Source organism: Bradyrhizobium sp. SZCCHNS3052, from assembly GCF_032484495.1.
Taxonomy (GTDB): Bacteria; Pseudomonadota; Alphaproteobacteria; order Rhizobiales; family Xanthobacteraceae; genus Bradyrhizobium.
Window position 1 is genome coordinate 393370 of record NZ_JAUETB010000001.1, and the last position, 16072, is coordinate 409441.

18 protein-coding genes are annotated in these 16072 nt (G+C 66.2%); 17 read left to right on the forward strand and 1 reads right to left on the reverse strand.

What is annotated here, in order from left to right; translation table 11 throughout:
* Nucleotides 1–225: 225 nt before the first annotated feature.
* Nucleotides 226–771: a hypothetical protein gene (locus QX073_RS01750; RefSeq protein ID WP_315714767.1), complete on the forward strand. Its 546-nt coding sequence runs from the start codon at nt 226–228 to the stop codon at nt 769–771.
* A gap of 22 nt (nt 772–793) precedes the next feature.
* On the opposite strand, the gene pcaD is transcribed toward QX073_RS01750, so the two are convergent.
* A complete protein-coding gene (gene pcaD / locus QX073_RS01755) occupies nt 794–1576 on the reverse strand; it encodes a 3-oxoadipate enol-lactonase (protein WP_316175539.1) in 783 nt (260 codons plus the stop codon).
* A 231-nt stretch (nt 1577–1807) separates the two neighbouring features.
* Here pcaD and QX073_RS01760 point away from each other — a divergent pair, with 231 nt between their 5' ends.
* From QX073_RS01760 to QX073_RS01835, 16 genes are all read left to right on the forward strand, one after another.
* Nucleotides 1808–2254: a carbon monoxide dehydrogenase subunit G gene (locus tag QX073_RS01760; protein WP_315714765.1), complete on the forward strand. Its 447-nt coding sequence runs from the start codon at nt 1808–1810 to the stop codon at nt 2252–2254.
* Nucleotides 2255–2385: 131 nt separating this feature from the next.
* On the forward strand, nt 2386–2871 hold the full coding sequence (locus QX073_RS01765) for a (2Fe-2S)-binding protein (RefSeq protein WP_172180444.1): 486 nt from the start codon (nt 2386–2388) through the stop codon (nt 2869–2871).
* A 48-nt stretch (nt 2872–2919) separates the two neighbouring features.
* Complete coding sequence (locus tag QX073_RS01770) at nt 2920–3777, forward strand: xanthine dehydrogenase family protein subunit M (protein ID WP_315801135.1); 858 nt, start codon at nt 2920–2922, stop codon at nt 3775–3777.
* A 31-nt stretch (nt 3778–3808) separates the two neighbouring features.
* Nucleotides 3809–4717 (forward strand): MoxR family ATPase, encoded by a 909-nt coding sequence (locus QX073_RS01775; RefSeq protein WP_315714763.1) that lies wholly within the window; start codon nt 3809–3811, stop codon nt 4715–4717.
* A gap of 168 nt (nt 4718–4885) precedes the next feature.
* On the forward strand, nt 4886–6091 hold the full coding sequence (locus tag QX073_RS01780) for a VWA domain-containing protein (RefSeq protein WP_315749367.1): 1206 nt from the start codon (nt 4886–4888) through the stop codon (nt 6089–6091).
* Between the two features lie 13 nt (nt 6092–6104).
* Entirely contained in the window at nt 6105–6428 is a 324-nt protein-coding gene (locus QX073_RS01785; RefSeq protein ID WP_315750017.1) for an XdhC family protein, read from the forward strand.
* A gap of 3 nt (nt 6429–6431) precedes the next feature.
* Entirely contained in the window at nt 6432–7133 is a 702-nt protein-coding gene (locus QX073_RS01790; RefSeq protein WP_315714761.1) for an XdhC family protein, read from the forward strand.
* Nucleotides 7130–8734 carry a molybdopterin-binding/glycosyltransferase family 2 protein gene (locus QX073_RS01795; RefSeq protein WP_316225240.1) on the forward strand — a complete coding sequence of 535 codons (1605 nt, stop codon included), beginning with the start codon at nt 7130–7132 and terminating at the stop codon, nt 8732–8734. Before QX073_RS01790 ends, QX073_RS01795 begins: the two co-directional genes overlap by 4 nt.
* A 177-nt stretch (nt 8735–8911) precedes the next feature.
* Nucleotides 8912–9316 carry a DUF4189 domain-containing protein gene (locus QX073_RS01800; protein WP_315826270.1) on the forward strand — a complete coding sequence of 135 codons (405 nt, stop codon included), beginning with the start codon at nt 8912–8914 and terminating at the stop codon, nt 9314–9316.
* Nucleotides 9317–9440: 124 nt separating this feature from the next.
* Entirely contained in the window at nt 9441–9854 is a 414-nt protein-coding gene (locus QX073_RS01805; protein ID WP_315826269.1) for a DUF2000 family protein, read from the forward strand.
* A gap of 122 nt (nt 9855–9976) precedes the next feature.
* Nucleotides 9977–11002, forward strand: a complete 1026-nt coding sequence (gene adhP / locus QX073_RS01810; protein ID WP_315826268.1) for an alcohol dehydrogenase AdhP — start codon at nt 9977–9979, stop codon at nt 11000–11002.
* A 96-nt stretch (nt 11003–11098) separates the two neighbouring features.
* Nucleotides 11099–12379 (forward strand): alpha-glucosidase/alpha-galactosidase, encoded by a 1281-nt coding sequence (locus QX073_RS01815; RefSeq protein WP_315826267.1) that lies wholly within the window; start codon nt 11099–11101, stop codon nt 12377–12379.
* Between the two features lie 116 nt (nt 12380–12495).
* Nucleotides 12496–13164 (forward strand): TetR/AcrR family transcriptional regulator, encoded by a 669-nt coding sequence (locus tag QX073_RS01820; protein ID WP_315826266.1) that lies wholly within the window; start codon nt 12496–12498, stop codon nt 13162–13164.
* Nucleotides 13161–13952, forward strand: a complete 792-nt coding sequence (locus tag QX073_RS01825) for an efflux RND transporter periplasmic adaptor subunit (RefSeq protein ID WP_315714754.1) — start codon at nt 13161–13163, stop codon at nt 13950–13952. Before QX073_RS01820 ends, QX073_RS01825 begins: the two co-directional genes overlap by 4 nt.
* Nucleotides 13949–14887, forward strand: a complete 939-nt coding sequence (locus QX073_RS01830; protein ID WP_315749378.1) for an ABC transporter ATP-binding protein — start codon at nt 13949–13951, stop codon at nt 14885–14887. The genes QX073_RS01825 and QX073_RS01830 overlap by 4 nt, the downstream gene beginning before the upstream one ends.
* Nucleotides 14884–16041: an ABC transporter permease gene (locus QX073_RS01835; RefSeq protein ID WP_315714752.1), complete on the forward strand. Its 1158-nt coding sequence runs from the start codon at nt 14884–14886 to the stop codon at nt 16039–16041. Before QX073_RS01830 ends, QX073_RS01835 begins: the two co-directional genes overlap by 4 nt.
* Nucleotides 16042–16072 lie beyond the last annotated feature (31 nt).

Below are 16072 nucleotides of genomic sequence, written 5' to 3' on the forward strand. Positions count from 1 at the left end.
GGCGTCGATGAGGCCCGGAAAGGCCGCTATCACGCGGGAATTCGGGGCCTGATCGGCGAGGTCATCAGCACGGTCTCTGCGGCGATTGGACGGTGGGCTCTCGCGCCCGTCGCCCCCCTGTTAAGGTAAACGAATGGTTTAAATTGCCGGGCGCGTTTGCCGGGCGTTAGCTCGTCTGGAAATCGGCCGGACGGGCGGTTTGTGGGATGCAAAGGTGGGCGTGACATGATCAAGGATTGCGTGATCAGGAATTGGCGGCTCAGCTGCGTCAACGGTGTGCTGCTGGCGCTCTATTTCGTGCCCGCCTGGACCATCATCGCGTTTCAGATCATGGTGTCGCCGATCCAGGGGTTGTTCGCGCGGCCGAATATCGCGGTGGCCTTGTTCATCAGCGACCACCTGCAGCTGTCGGGCATCGAGACGGTTCGCGCCGCCTGGCTGCTTGCGCTGGCGCGACTGACGGTCGCAGGCTTCTTCGCGATGTTCCTGGTGCTGATCCTGGTTCCGCGGGTGCGAAAGGTGGCCGGCTATGTCGAGGCACTGTCGATCGGGCTCGGCTTCGGCAGCATGCTCGCCTTCTTCAGCATGATCATGGCTGCCAAAGTCGGGGAGCCCCAGGCGTTGCGTCTGCATGCCACGGAACTCCTGATGCTGCTCGGCACGGCCATCGTCATGCTGGTGGAGAAGCCGACGACGCAAGCCTCGCCGTCTTCCGCATCCGCTTCGCCGAAGATGGAGCCCACGGCGACGCCGTCGCCGCAGCAGGCATGACGTCCCGATCCATCGCGGTGCATCAGTGCTGGGTCAGAAAGCCCAGCACCGCATCGTTGAACTGGCCCGCCGCTTCGACATTCGAGATGTGCGCGGCATCGACGATGGTCATGCTGGCGCCGGGGATGCGGCTGCGGATTGCTTCCGCCATCGCGATCGGCGTCGATTTGTCGTAGCGGCCGGCCACGACGAGGGTCGCGCTCTTGATGGCCGGCAGATCCTCACGCAGGTCCAGGGCACGCAGCGCCGCGCAGCAGGCAAGATAGCCGCCGACAGGGGTGGCCACGAGCATTGCCTTCATCCGGTCGGCGACATCAGGATTGTGATCACGAAACTCCTGCGTCAGCCAGCCAGCGATGACCGTGTCGGCGATTCCAGCGAGTCCGCTGTCCTCGACCGCCTTGATGCGGGCGTCCCAGATTGCCGGATCGGGGTAGTAGCAGGTGGTGTTGGCGAGCACGAGCTTGCCGATGCGTTCAGGAGCATGGGCGGCGAGCCACTGCCCGACCATGCCGCCCATCGACACGCCGCACCAGTGCACCTTCTCGATGTTGAGGTCATCGAGAATCGCCAGCGCATCGCGGCCGAATCGCTCGATCGAGTAGGGCCCGGGCGGCACTTGCGATTTGCCATGACCGCGCCGGTCATAGCGGATCACGCGGAACACCTGCGTGAAGGCGCGCATCTGCGGCTCCCACATCTGCAGGGTCGAGCCGAGCGAGTTCGAGAGCATCAGGGTCGGCCCGCCGTCGCGGCCCTCGACGGTGACATTCAACAGACAGCCGTCGGCATCGATCATCGGCATGGGCGGAATCCTTGTCGCAGGCGGCCGCGCCGCCGGAGGAATCGTGCAGATTTGATGGCGAACTAACCACCGCCGCCGCCGTCTGCCAATCAAAACCCGACGGCGGCGAGGTCCGGAATGCTGCGGTGCCCGGCTTTTCTGCAACGCTTCCGGGCGCTGCTCGCCCTTCCTTTTGGGCGTTCGGTGCTTTACTTGAATGCCTCTAACCGCGCCAATCGGGGGGAGATGCACATGGCTATGACGATGACGGGCGAAGTCCAGCTGGCCGCTCCGCGAGAGCAGGTCTGGGACAAGCTGAATGATCCGGAGGTGCTCAAGGCCTGCATTCCCGGTTGCGAGGAGCTGGAGAGGACCGAGGATGGCGGCCTCCGCGCCGTTGCCAAGATGAAGGTCGGACCGGTCTCTGCGCGCTTCAAAGGCAAGGTGACCTTGAGCGATCTCGATCCGCCGAACGGCTACAAGATCTCCGGCGAAGGCGAGGGCGGTGTCGCCGGATTCGCCAAGGGTGGCGCGGTCGTCGCGCTGGCGGACAAGGACGGCGGCACGCTGCTGACCTACAATGTCGAAGCGCAGATCGGCGGCAAGCTGGCGCAGCTCGGCCAGCGGCTGATCAACGGCACCGCAAAGAAGCTCGCCGACGAATTCTTCGCCAACTTCGCCAAAGCCGTTCAAGGCTGACCGCAACCGACCCATGCGCGGCCGGGGGCGAGGTTGCCCGCCGCCGGGAGCGCCCATATGATGGTTTTCGACTGATTTTGCTGGGCTGCGCTGCAGTGCAACGCTGTCGCGCGGATAATAGAGAGTCCTGAATGGCCAAGATTTCCATGATTGTGAACGGTAATCCCGTCACGGCGAACGTCGACCCGCGGACGCTGCTGGTGCAGTTCCTGCGCGAGAATCTGCGCCTCACCGGCACCCATGTCGGCTGCGACACGTCGCAATGCGGCGCCTGCGTCGTCCATCTCGACGGCAAGGCAGTGAAGTCCTGCACGACCTTGGCCGTGATGGCCGATGGTCATGAGGTCAGGACGATCGAGGGACTCGCTGCCGACGGCGCGCCGCTGCATCCGATGCAGGAGGCGTTTCGCGAGCATCATGGCCTGCAATGCGGTTTCTGCACGCCGGGCATGATCATGACCGCGGTCGACCTCGTCCACCGTAAGGGACATGAGCTCAGCGACGAGACCATTCGCGAGGAGCTCGAGGGCAATCTCTGCCGCTGCACGGGCTATCAGAACATCGTGCAATCGATCGCCGCCGGCGCCAAGGCGATGGCCAAATCGGACCTCGCCTAAACGTCTGACCTTGCCTTAGTCGGCCCGCTGCGCACAGGACATTCCCCTATGTACGAATTCAAATATCATCGGCCGGCGACCGTGCGCCAGGCCGCCAATCTCCTCACCAAGAACGAAGACGCCAAGCTGGTCGCCGGCGGCCACACGCTGGTGCCGGTCATGAAGCAGCGGCTCGCGAGCCCGCCGCATCTGGTCGATCTCTCCCATGTCGAGGGGCTCGATACGATCGAGGTGAAGGGCCGAAACCTCGTGATCGGCGCGATGGCGCGTCATGCCGACGTCGCCAACTCCGCAACCGTCGGCGAGGCGATTCCGGCGCTGGCCCATCTGGCGAGCCTGATCGGCGATCCCGCGGTGCGCCATCGCGGCACCATCGGCGGCTCGATCGCCAACAACGATCCGACCGCGGACTATCCGGCCGCATGCCTCGCGCTCGGCGCCACCATCGTCACCAACAAGCGCAAGCTGAAGGCCGAGGAGTTCTTCCTCGGGCTGTTCACGACCGCGCTGGAGCCGGACGAGATCATCACCAAGGTGAGCTTCCCGCTGGCCAAGAAGGCGGCCTACGTCAAGTTCCGCAACCAGGCCTCCCGCTACGCGCTGGTCGGTGTGTTCGTCGCCCGCCGTCCGTCCGACGTGCGCGTTGCGGTGACCGGGGCCGGCGGCAATGGCGTGTTCCGCGTCACCGCCTTCGAGGAGGCGCTGCAGAAGCGCTTCTCGCCGAAGGTGCTGGAGGGCATTCCGGTCTCGGCTGAAGGCCTCAACAGCGACATCCACGGCAGCGCCGAATATCGTGCCCATCTGATCGGCGTGTTGGCGCGCCGTGCGGTCGATGCGGCCAATACCGGCGCCAAGGCCTCAACCGCGTCGGAGGGAGCCGCCGAACCCGAGGCTCCGGCTTCGTGACGGACGCGTGAAGAAGGAAGCGGTCTCGCCCATGAGTGCTCCGGCCCTGCCAGCATCGGTCGACGCGATGCTCGAATTGTTGTCCTCGCGCGGCTATCTGGCCGAGCGATCGCTGGCGACGGTGACCTATCTGTCGTTGCGCATGGGCCGGCCGCTGTTCCTCGAAGGCGAGGCCGGCGTCGGCAAGACCGAGATCGCCAAGGTCCTGTCGGCGGCGCTCGGCCGCAAGCTGATCCGGCTGCAGTGCTACGAGGGTCTCGACGTCGCCTCCGCCGTCTACGAATGGAATTCAGCGGCGCAGATGATCGCGATCCGGCTGGCGGAAGCGGGCGGCGAGGTCGACCGCGATCAATTGACGTCGGACATCTTCGCCGACCGCTACCTGATCAAGCGCCCGCTGCTGCAGGCGCTGGAGCCGGATGTCGCCGGCGCGCCGGTTCTGCTCATTGACGAGCTCGATCGCGCGGACGAGGCGTTCGAGGCCTATCTGCTCGAGATCCTCTCCGACTTCCAGGTCACGATCCCGGAGTTCGGCACCGTCAAGGCGCCGCATCCGCCGATCGTCATCATCACCTCGAACCGGACCCGCGAGATCCATGACGCGCTGAAGCGGCGCTGCCTGTATCACTGGGTCGATTATCCCTCCGCCGAGCGCGAGCTTGCCATCGTCAAAACCCGGCTGCCCGGCATCTCGCAGCGGCTGTCGCAGCAGATCGTGCGCTTCGTCCAGGCGCTGCGCGACCAGGACTTCTACAAGTCGCCGGGGGTCGCCGAGACGCTCGACTGGGCCACGGCGCTGACGGAGCTCGATGCGCGCTCGCTGAACGCCGAGGTCGTCGGCGACACGCTGGGCGCGCTGTTGAAATATCAGGACGACATCGCCCGCATGCAGGGCGATGCGTTGCAGAAGGCGATCAAGGACGCGACCAACGAGACGTAGTTCACGCCGGTGCCCAAAATAAAGGTCGTCATTCCGGGATGCGTGCGCAGCACGCAGGCCCGGAATCCATAACCACGATCGTGAGTATGGATTCCGGGCTCGCCCTCCGGGCGCCCGGAATGACGAGCTCAATTTGAGGCGTGTGCGAAGCGGACGAGGGATCAGAACGTGCCCACAAGCATCAATCACCTCGCGCCGCCGACCGGCGGCATCGCCGACAACATCGCGGGCTTTGCGCGGGCGCTGCGGGCCGCCGGCCTGCCGGTCGGTCCGGGTGCCGTGATCGACGCGATGACCGCGCTCGAGGTCATCGACATCGGCAAGCGTGCGGACGTCTTCACCACGCTCGAATCGATCTTCGTCAAGCGCCACGAGCATGCGCTGATCTTCTCTCAGGCCTTCGACCTGTTCTTCCGCCCGGCCGAGGAGTGGAAGTCGATGCTCGATTCGGTGCCGCTGCCGGATCACGCCAAGAAGAAGCCGCCGCCGGCCTCGCGCCGGGTCCAGGAGGCGATGTCGCAGCCGCAGACCCATGAGGAGCCGAAGGCGCAGGAGCAGGACCTGCGGCTCGCGGTGTCCGACCGCGAGGTGCTGCAGAAGAAGGACTTTGCGCAGATGAGCGCGGCGGAGATCGCCGAGGTTGCGCGCGCCATCGCCAAGATGCGGCTCCCGCAGGCCGAGCTGAAGACCCGCCGCCACACCGCCGATCCGCGCGGCCGTCGCATCGACATGCGCAAGACGCTGCGTCAGGCGCTGCGCACCGAGGGCGAGATCATCAACTTTCATCGCTTGGGGCGGATCGAGAAGCCGGCGCCGATCGTGGCCTTGCTCGACATCTCCGGCTCGATGAGCGAGTACACCCGCCTGTTCCTGCATTTCCTCCACGCCATCACCGACGCGCGCAAGCGCGTCTCGGTGTTCCTGTTCGGCACGAGGCTGACCAACGTGACCCGGGCGCTGCGCCAGCGCGATCCCGACGAGGCGCTGGCGAGCTGCTCGGCCAATGTCGAGGACTGGGCCGGCGGGACCCGGATCGCCACCTCGCTGCAGACCTTCAACAAGCAGTGGGCGCGCCGCGTGCTCGGGCAGGGCGCGATCGTGCTGTTGATCTCCGACGGGCTGGAGCGCGAGGCCGACAGCAAGCTTGCCTTCGAGATGGACCGGCTGCACCGCTCCTGCCGGCGGCTGATCTGGCTCAATCCGCTGCTGCGCTATTCCGGCTTCGAGGCGAAGGCGCAGGGCATCAAAACCATGCTGCCCCACGTTGACGAATTCCGCCCGGTACATAACTTGACTTCGATCGAGACGCTGATCTCGGCGCTGTCGTCGCCGCTGCCGCCCCACCAGCGCAGCGCGATCCGGCCCGCCGCCTGAGAGGGAGATGACCATGCTCAACCGCGACGAAGACATCCTCAGGGCCGCCGAGGACTGGCACAAATCCGGTCACGGCGTGGCGCTCGCCACCGTGGTCGAGACCTGGGGCTCGGCGCCGCGCCCGGTCGGCTCCAACCTCGTGATCAACGATGAGGGCACCTTCCTGGGCTCGGTGTCCGGCGGCTGTGTCGAGGGCGCCGTCGTCACCGAGGCGCTGGACGTCATCTCCAGCGGCCAGCCCAAGATGCTGGAGTTCGGCGTCGCCGACGAGACGGCCTGGAATGTCGGCTTGTCCTGCGGCGGCACCATCCGCGTGTTCGTCGAGAAGGTGGGTTGATCCATGCAGCCTGCAACGCTGGCCGAACTGAACGCCGAGCGTGCCGCGCGCCGCCCGGCGATTCTCGTCACCGACGTCGGCTCCGGCGCGCAGCGCCTGGTCAGGGCCGCCGCCATCGCCAACGATCCGCTGCGCAACGAGCTGTCGACCCATCTGCGCATGGGCAAGAGCGGCATGGTCGAGGTGGACGGCAAGCGGCTGTTCCTGAACGTCTACGCGCCGACGGCCAAGCTCGTGATCGTCGGCGCCGTCCATATCAGCCAGGCGTTGGCGCCGATCGCCAAGTCGCTGGGCTATGACGTCACCGTCGTCGATCCGCGCACGGCTTTCGCCAGCCCCGAGCGCTTCCCTGACGTGCCGCTGATCGCCGAATGGCCCGACGTGGCGCTGCCCCCGCTCAATGTCGATCACTACACCGCCTTTGTCGCGCTGACGCATGATCCGAAGATCGACGATCCGGCGCTGCTGCACGCCTTCTCGCGCGACTGCTTCTATATCGGCGCGCTCGGCTCGCGGAAGACGCACGCCAAGCGCGGTGATCGGCTGCGCGCGCAGGGCGCCAGCGATGCCGACATTGCCCGCATCCATGCGCCGATCGGGCTCGCCATCGGCGCGGTGTCGCCGTCGGAGATCGCGGTCTCGATCATGGCCGAGATCACCGCGACGTTGCGGCTGCCGGCCAAGGAGAAAGAGCAGGCGGCATGAAGTTCGGTCCTGCCAGTCCAGCCGAGGCGATCGGCGGGGTGACGGTGCACACCCTGCGCAAAGGATCATTGGTGCTGAAGAAGGGCACGCTGATCGGTCCCGCGGAGGTCGAGGCGCTGGTCCGGGAAGGCGTCAAGGAGATCGTCGTCGTCCGGCTCGAGGCCGGCGACGTCTCCGAGGACGAGGCGGCCGCCGACGTCGCCAAGGTCGTCGCCGGCGCGGGCATTCACGTCGATCGCGCCTTCACCGGGCGCGCCAATCTGTTCGCGGCGCGGGCCGGCGTGCTGATGATCGACCGCGCCGCGGTCGAGCGCATCAACGGCGTCGACGAGGCCATCACCTTTGCGACCCTGCCGGCGTTCAAGCCGGTGGTCGAAGGCGAGATGGTCGGCACCGTCAAGCTGATCCCGTTCGGCGTCGAAGGCCGCCTGCGCGATGCCGCCGTCGCGGCGGCGGGCAGGGGCGCGCTCAGCATCGCCTCCTATGTGATCAAGCGCGTCGGCGTGGTCTCGACGCTTCTTCCGGGGCTCGCACCCAAGGTCATCGACAAGACGCTGCGCGTCACCGCAGAGCGGCTCGCACCGGCCGGCGCCACCATCATCGCCGAGCGCCGCGTGCCGCATGAGCAGGCCGCGCTGGCTGCTGCGATCAGGGAGCTGTTGGCGCTGGGCGCCGAGCTCGTCATCGTGTTCGGCGCGTCCGCCATCGCCGACCGCCGCGACGTCATTCCAGCCGCAATCACCGGCATTGGCGGTGCCATCGAGCATTTCGGCATGCCGGTCGATCCCGGCAATCTGCTCTTGATCGGCAATGCCGGCGGTGTGCCGGTGCTCGGCGCGCCCGGCTGCGCCCGTTCGCCGGCGGAGAACGGTTTTGACTGGGTGCTGATGCGGCTGCTCGCCGGCATAAAGGTCAGCCGCGCCGAGCTCACGGCCATGGGCGTGGGCGGCCTCCTCATGGAGATCGTGACGCGGCCGCAGCCGCGCGCCAAGCCGGAGGTCGAGGGCGAACGCAAGGTCGCCGCCGTCGTGCTCGCTGCGGGACGCTCGACCCGCATGGGGGGGCCGAACAAGCTGCTGGCCGAGCTCGACGGCAAGAAGCTGGTGCGCATCGTGACCGAGCAGGCGCTGGCCTCCAAGGCCGGTGAGGTCATCGTCGTCACCGGTCATCAGGCCGAGCTGGTCGAACAGGCGCTGTCCGACCTCAACGTCCGCTTCGTCCGCAACCCGGATTTCGCCGGCGGCCTCGCCAGCTCGGTGAAATCGGGCATTGCCGCGGTGCCTGAGGGCGTCGATGGCGCAGTCGTGTGCCTGGGTGACATGCCGATGGTGTCCTCGGATCTGCTCGACCGCCTGATCGGCGCGTTCGCGCCGGATCGCGGCAATTTGATCGTGGTGCCTGTGTCCGAGGGACGCCGCGGCAACCCCGTGCTGTGGTCGCGCCGCTTCTTCGCCGAGCTGATGACGCTGGACGGCGACGTCGGCGCGCGGCACCTGATCGCCAAGCACACCGAGGCCGTCGCCGAGGTGCCGGTCGATGGTGACAGTGCGTTTCTCGACATCGACACGCCGCAGGCGCTGGAAGCCGCGCGGCGCGGTTGAAGCCCGTAGCCCGCGTGAGCGTAAGCGACATGCGGGTTCACCGACGCCGTTCGCGAGAGCCCGCATGTCGACTACGCTCATGCGGGCTACGACTTCCCTCCGACTCAACCTCTCATTCACCAAGTTTCAACGACCCCCGGCTAGATTTGCCGACATTGGGCCTCGGGGGAGGAGAGAGTGATCATTTCGACCGCCGCGCGACGTTTCGCGCTGTTTGCATTTGGCTTGACCGTGATCGTTGGTGCCGCGCGCATCGCGAGCACCAGCGCTATCAGCCCGGCGCATGCGGCCGGCGCGTTCGCCATTGGCCAGTGCGCCGCCTATGGCCAGGCGTTCGACTATCCGGCGGAGCATCTCGCCAAGGCCGCGGCGCTCAAGCAGTGCAAGGGCGACTGCACCGCGGTGACGATGAAGAAGGCCTGCGCGGCGTTCGCGGTCGATCTCACCAATCCCTGCGGCGCCCACGGCTATGCTGTTCGGCCGACGATCTCGACCTCGCTCAACGAAGCGACCCGGGAATGCTACAAATATGGCGGCAAGGAATGCGTCATCCGCGCCTGGGTATGCGACGCCAAGGGTTGATTCAAGTCTGATGATCTCAGCGGCTCCGCTGCCGGGGTTCCGCTTCCGCTTTCATTTCGATGCTTCACCCTGAGAACGGCTCGGCTATTCTCGGGGTTCGATGACATCGAACCCTGGAAGTGGCATGCAATTCGACACCAAGATCGCGCTGATCATCCGCAACGATCTCGAGGCCTGGCAGAAGCTCAACGTCGCGGCGTTTCTTTCCAGCGGCATCGCCGCGGCATTTCCCGAATGCATCGGCGCACCTTATGAGGACGGCTCGGCAACCCTGTATCACGCGTTGATCGGACAGCCGATCCTGATCTACGGCGCGCCGGATCGTGCCGCGCTGGCGCGTGCTCTGGATCGGGCGCTGTCGCGCAGCGTGAAGCCGGCGCTCTACACCGAGGACATGTTCAAGACCGCGCATGACGAGGCCAACCGTGATGCCGTGAAGGCGGTGGCGCGCACCGATCTCAATCTGGTGGGATTGGCGTTTCGTGCGGAGCGCAGGGTGGTCGACAAGGTCGTCGACGGACTCAAATTTCACGCCTGACAGCCATGGGCACATTGCGCTGTCATCAAACTGTTACTTCATGCAGCGGCGCGGCTTGATGCCGATCAAGCCCGGAATACGCCGACGTCGTTAGTTTGCGCCGCGACATGAGGAGCAGACAGATGCAGACCATGAAAGCCGCCGTCGTCAAAGCCTTCGGCAAGCCGCTCGACATCGAGGACGTTCCGATTCCTGTGCCGGGACCCGGCGAGCTTCTGGTCAGGGTGAAGGCGTGCGGCGTCTGCCACACCGACCTTCACGCCGCCTCCGGCGATTGGCCGGTGAAGCCGGTGCCGCCATTCATCCCAGGACACGAGGCGGCCGGGATCGTCGCGGCGCTCGGGCCCGGGGTCACCGACTTCAAGGTCGGCGACGCCGTGGGCGTGGCGTGGCTGCACGATGCCTGCCTGCGCTGCGAGTATTGCGAGACCGGCTGGGAGACCTTGTGCGAGCACCAGCACAACACCGGCTACAGCGTGAATGGCGGCTTTGCCGAATACGTGATCGCATCCGCGGCGTTCGCTGCGCGTCTGCCGGCCAATGTGGACTTCGCCAGGATCGCGCCGATCCTCTGCGCCGGCGTCACCACCTACAAGGGTTTGAAGGAGACCGACGCGCGGCCGGGCGAGTGGGTGGTGGTCTCCGGCGTCGGCGGCCTCGGTCATGTTGCAATCCAGTATGCGAAGGCGATGGGGCTGAAGGCGATCGGTCTCGACATCGCCGAGGACAAGCTGAAACTCGCGCTGGAGGCCGGCGCCGAACATGCCGTCAACGCGCTCGACAAGGATGCCGTGGCGCAGGTGATCGCAATCACCGGCGGCGGCGCGCATGGCGTGCTGGTCACTGCGGTGTCGACGCCGGCTTTTGCCCAGGCGCTGCACATGGTCCGCCGCAAGGGGACGGTCAGCCTCGTCGGCTTGCCGCCGGGCGAATTCCCGACACCGATCTTCGATGTCGTGCTGAAGCGCATCACCGTGCGCGGCTCGATCGTCGGCACCAGGCGTGATCTCGACGAAGCCATCGCGTTCGCCGCGGACGGCAAGGTGACGGCCGAGGTGACCACGGCGCCATTGTCGGAGATCAACACCGTCTTCGACCGCATGAAGGCCGGCAAGATCGACGGTCGCGTAGTGCTCGACTTCGGCTGATCGCAAGACCGATCGACGCGCCGCCGTGCCGAACATTGGGGCGGCGGTTTGATCTGGATCAGGAATGGGGACGCGCGGCGCTGGCACAAATTGCTCATGGCAGCCGTCACCAAGATCGTCTTCCTCGGCGCGAGCAGCGCGTCCTTTGGACTCAGCGTGTTCCGGGACCTGTTCTCGACGCATGATCTCGCTGGTTCGACGCTCGTGCTGGTCGGCCGCGACCCGACCCGGCTTGCCCGGTCGGAAGCGCTGGCCCGGCTGCTCAACGACCTCTCCGGCGCCGGCCTTAAGATCGAGGCGACCACGGATTGGCGCGCGGCGCTCGACGGCGCCGGCTTCGTGATCCATGCCACCGCGATCGACCGCAACCGCCTGTGGAAGCTCGATTTCGAGGTGCCGCGCAAATACGGCATCCGTCACACGCTGGGCGAGAATGGCGGGCCGGGCGCATTGTTCTTCACGCTCCGCACCTTGCCGGTCGTATTCGACTTCGTGCGCGAGATGGAGCGGCGCTGTCCGGACGCGCTGTTCATCAACTTCTCCAATCCCGAGAGCCGCATCATCCTCGCGCTGGGGCTTCACAGCCGCGTCGCGCATATCGGCCTGTGCCACGGCATCTTCATCGCGCGCAGCCAGGTGGCTTCCATTCTGGGACTGGCCGAGGAGCGCGTGGACGTGTGGGGCGCCGGGCTCAACCATTTCCAATGTCTCATGCAGATCCGGGATCGCGACACCGGGGCCGATCTCTATCCACTGCTCCGCGAAAAGGCTGGGAGCTACGACCCCAAGGTCGCGCCGCTGACGCGGGCGCTGTTGCGCGACTTCGGCTTCTGGCTGGGCTGCGGCGACAGCCATGTCGGCGAGTATCTCGCCTATGGCTGGGAAGCGGGCGAGAGCGGGTACGACTTCGCCTGGGACGAGGCGGAGCGGGCCAAGCTGATCCGGCAGATCGACGAGGTCCTGGCAGGCAAAGCCGGCATGCCGGACTGGTGGCGAATGCCGTCCGGAGAGCGCGCGGTCACCGTGATCGGCTCGGTGCTGCACGATCGGAAGCAGGTCATCGAGTCCGGCGTCGTTCTGAACCGTCACGTCATTCCCAACCTGGCTGCCGAGGCCGCGGTCGAAGTGCCCGTTGTCGCCGATCGCGTCGGTATCCATCCGGTGTCGCTGGGCCCGCTTCCAGATGCAGTCGCCAAGCTGATGTCGGTCCAGGTTCAGGTTCAGCAACTGGCGGTGCAGGCGGCCATGACCGCCTCCAAGGATCTCGCGCTGCAGGCGCTGCTCATCGATCCCGTCGTCAACTCGGCGGCCGCCGCGCGCCAGATCGTGGACGAACTCTGGGAGGTCAATCGGCCTTACATCAGGTCCTGCGCGTGATCGCGCCGACTTCGTCTGACGAGGGGGCCGCGCGCGGTCGGGTAGGGCTCCTGACCCGCGCCGATAGATCTGCGAGGCCTCTTTACAATGACTGACTAGTCAGTCATAATTGTTCAATGTCGAAGCCGTCGAAATTGTCCGAGCGCAGAGTTCAGGCCGCCAAGCCAGCGGGAGCTGGCGCGTCGCGCCGGGCGGATCGCTCCGCCGAGCGCCGCGCGGCGATCGTGCAGGCGGCGATGGACGAGTTCATCGCCCGAGGCTTCGCGGCGACCCGGCTGGACGACGTCGCCAAGCGGGCCGGGGTCGCCAAGGGGACGATCTATCTGCACTTCAAGGACAAGGAATCGATGTTCGAGGAATTGATCCGGACCGCGATCGTGCCCTACGTCGGCCGTCTTGCGGCGCCGCCGCCGGCCGGCGGCTCGGTGCGCGACATGGTCGAGGCGTTGGCGCGCATGTTCCTGCAGGAGGTCGCCGGCACCCGGCGGGCCGATCTCGTCCGGCTCATCATCGCGGAAGGGCCGCGCTTTCCGGCCATTGCCGATTTCTATTATCGCGAGGTCGTCTCCCGCGGTCTCGCGGCCATGCGCGCGCTGATCCAGTTGGCGATCACGCGCGGCGAGATCCGCGAGCCCAAGCTGGTGCAACACCCGCAATTGATGATCGCGCCAATGATGGTCGCGGTGCTGTGGAAGAGCCTGTTCGAGCGACATGCGCCGCTCGACGCCGAAGCGATGCTGCAGACCCATCTCGATCTGATCTTTGGCACGAGGAGGCCGACATGAGCCTGCTGCATTGCCTCGCCGTGCTGGTCACGGCCTTCACGTTCAACGCCTGCAAGGAGACGCGCGATCCCGGCTATCAAGGCTGGGTCGAGGCCGACATGATCTTCGTCAGCCCGGACGAAGCGGGTCGGATCACGAAGCTGAACGTGCATGAGGGCGACGTGGTCAAGGTCGGCGATCCGCTCTATTCGGTCGACGACGATCTGCAGCAGGCCGATCTCAACCAGACCAAGGCGACGCTGGCCAACGCGCAGCAGACCTATGACCGCGCCGCGGCCCTGAGCAAGACGGGCGCGGGGACACAGGCGACGCTCGACTCCGCCGTTTCGGCGCTGCGCGTCGCCGAGGCCCATCTCGTGACCTCGCAGACGCGGCTGGCACGGCGCAAGGGCGTGGCACCGGTCGCGGGCACTATCCAGCAGATCTACTTCCGCGAGGGCGAGATGGTCGCGGCGCAACGGCCAGTGCTGTCGATCATGCCGCCGGGCAACATGAAGCTGCGCTTCTACGTGCCCGAGCCTGATCTGCCGAAGCTCGCGATCGGTGACGAGGTCCGCGTCACCTGCGACAACTGTGCTGATGATCTGACGGCCAGAATCTATTTCCTCGCGACCTCGGCGGAATACACGCCGCCGGTGATCTACAGCCTCGATGAGCGCAACAAGCTCGTCTATCTGATCCAGGCGCGGCCGTCGCGGCCGGATGCGCTGCGCGTCGGCCAGCCGGTGAGCATCTATCCGCATTCCAGGACGCCTGATCCGAAGACCCCGGTGGCGGACAAGCAATGAACGGAACGGGTCCCGCCGAGATCGCGATCGACGTCCAGGGATTGACCAAGTCCTTCGACGGCCGCGAGGTCGTGCATGATCTGTCGATGCAGGTGAAGCGCGGCTCGATCTACGGCTTTCTCGGCCCGAACGGCTCGGGCAAGACCACGACCATCCGGATGCTGTGCGGCCTGCTGACACCCGACGGCGGCGAGGGCACCTGCCTCGGTTTCGACATCCGTCGCGACGCCGACAAGATCAAGCGCCGGGTGGGCTACATGACGCAGCGCTTCAGCCTCTATCAGGACCTCTCGGTGCGGGAGAACCTCGAATTCGTGGCGCGCCTCTATGGCATGTCCGATCCGCGCCGGGCCGCGCGCGACATGGTGCAGCGGCTCGGGCTTGCCGGCCGCGAGCGGCAGCTCGCCGGCGAGTTGTCGGGCGGCTGGAAGCAGCGGCTGGCGCTCGGGGCCTGCACCCTGCCGAATCCGCAACTGCTGCTGCTCGACGAGCCCACCGCCGGCGTCGATCCCAAGGCGCGGCGCGACTTCTGGAACGAGATCCATGCGCTCGCCGGCGAAGGGCTGACCGTGCTGGTCTCGACCCACTACATGGACGAGGCCGAGCGCTGTCACGAGATCGCCTATATCGCCTATGGTCATCTGCTGGTGCACGGCACCGTCTCGGAGGTGATCGCGCAATCGGCGCTCACCACGTATACGGTGAGCGGCGACGATCTGCGCGAGCTCGCGGCGGACCTCACCGGCAAGCCGGGGGTCGACATGGTGGCGCCGTTCGGCACCAGCCTGCACGTGTCCGGCCGCGACCGCGACGCGCTGGACGCTGCGATCGCGCCCTGGCGCGACAAGGCTGATCTGCACTGGCAGCCCGCCGCGCCCTCGCTCGAGGACGTCTTCATCGACCTGATGAACCGTTCACGGGACAATTTCCAATGAGCGACGCAGCCGTCCATCACGCGTCTTCCGAGCCGCGCTTCGGCTTCTGGCGGCGCACCTACGCGATGCTGGTCAAGGAGTTCATCCAGCTCAAGCGCGACCGGGTCTCGTTTGCGATGATCGTGATGATCCCGGTGATGCAACTGATGTTGTTCGGCTACGCGATCAACACCACGCCGCATCATCTGCCGGCGGCGGTGCTGCTGCAGGAGGACAGCGATCTCGGCCGCTCGATCCTGAAGGCGATGGAGAACACCGCGTATTTCCGCTTCACCCGGGAGGTCAGCAGCGTCGCCGAGTTCGACGATCTCCTGCTGTCCGGCAAGGTCCTGTTCGGCGTCGAGATCCCGCGCGGCTTCGAGCGCGCGGTCCGCCGCGGCGACCGGCCGGCCTTGCTCGTCGCGGCCGACGCGACCGATCCGGTCGCGGCGTCATCGGCGCTGTCCTCGCTCGGCATGATCGTGCAGACCGCGCTCGCGCACGATCTCTACACCGGCAATCCCGTCACGACGCCGTTCGAGATCAGGGCCCACGCGCGCTACAACCCGGCGGCCTCGTCGCGGCTCAACATCGTGCCGGGCCTCGTCGGCACCATCCTGACCATGACCATGCTGATCTTCACCGCGCTCTCGGTGACGCGCGAGATCGAGCGCGGCACGATGGAGAGCCTGCTGTCGATGCCGATCAAGCCGGTCGAGGTCATGCTCGGCAAGATCATCCCCTATGTGATGGTCGGCTTCCTGCAGGCGACGATCATCATCGGCATCGGCGTCCTGCTGTTCGGCGTTCCGATCATGGGCAACCTGCTGCTGTTGGCGCTGCTGTCGACGCTGTTCATCGCGACCAACCTCTCGATCGGCTACACCTTCTCGACCCTGGCGCAGAACCAGCTGCAGGCAATGCAGCTCTCGATGATGTTCTTCCTGCCGAGCATCCTGTTGTCCGGATTCATGTTTCCCTTTCTCGGCATGCCGCAATGGGCGCAAGTGCTCGGTGAATGCCTGCCGCTGACGCACTATCTGCGGATCGTCCGCGCCATCATGCTGAAGGGCTCGACGCTCCAGAACCTGCAGCATGATACGATCGCCCTGTTCGGCCTCATGCTGTTCGCCATGACGGTCGCCGTCCTGCGCTTCCGCCGCACCCTCGATTGAGGCACAATGGCGGCCGGGAGCAGGAACGGCT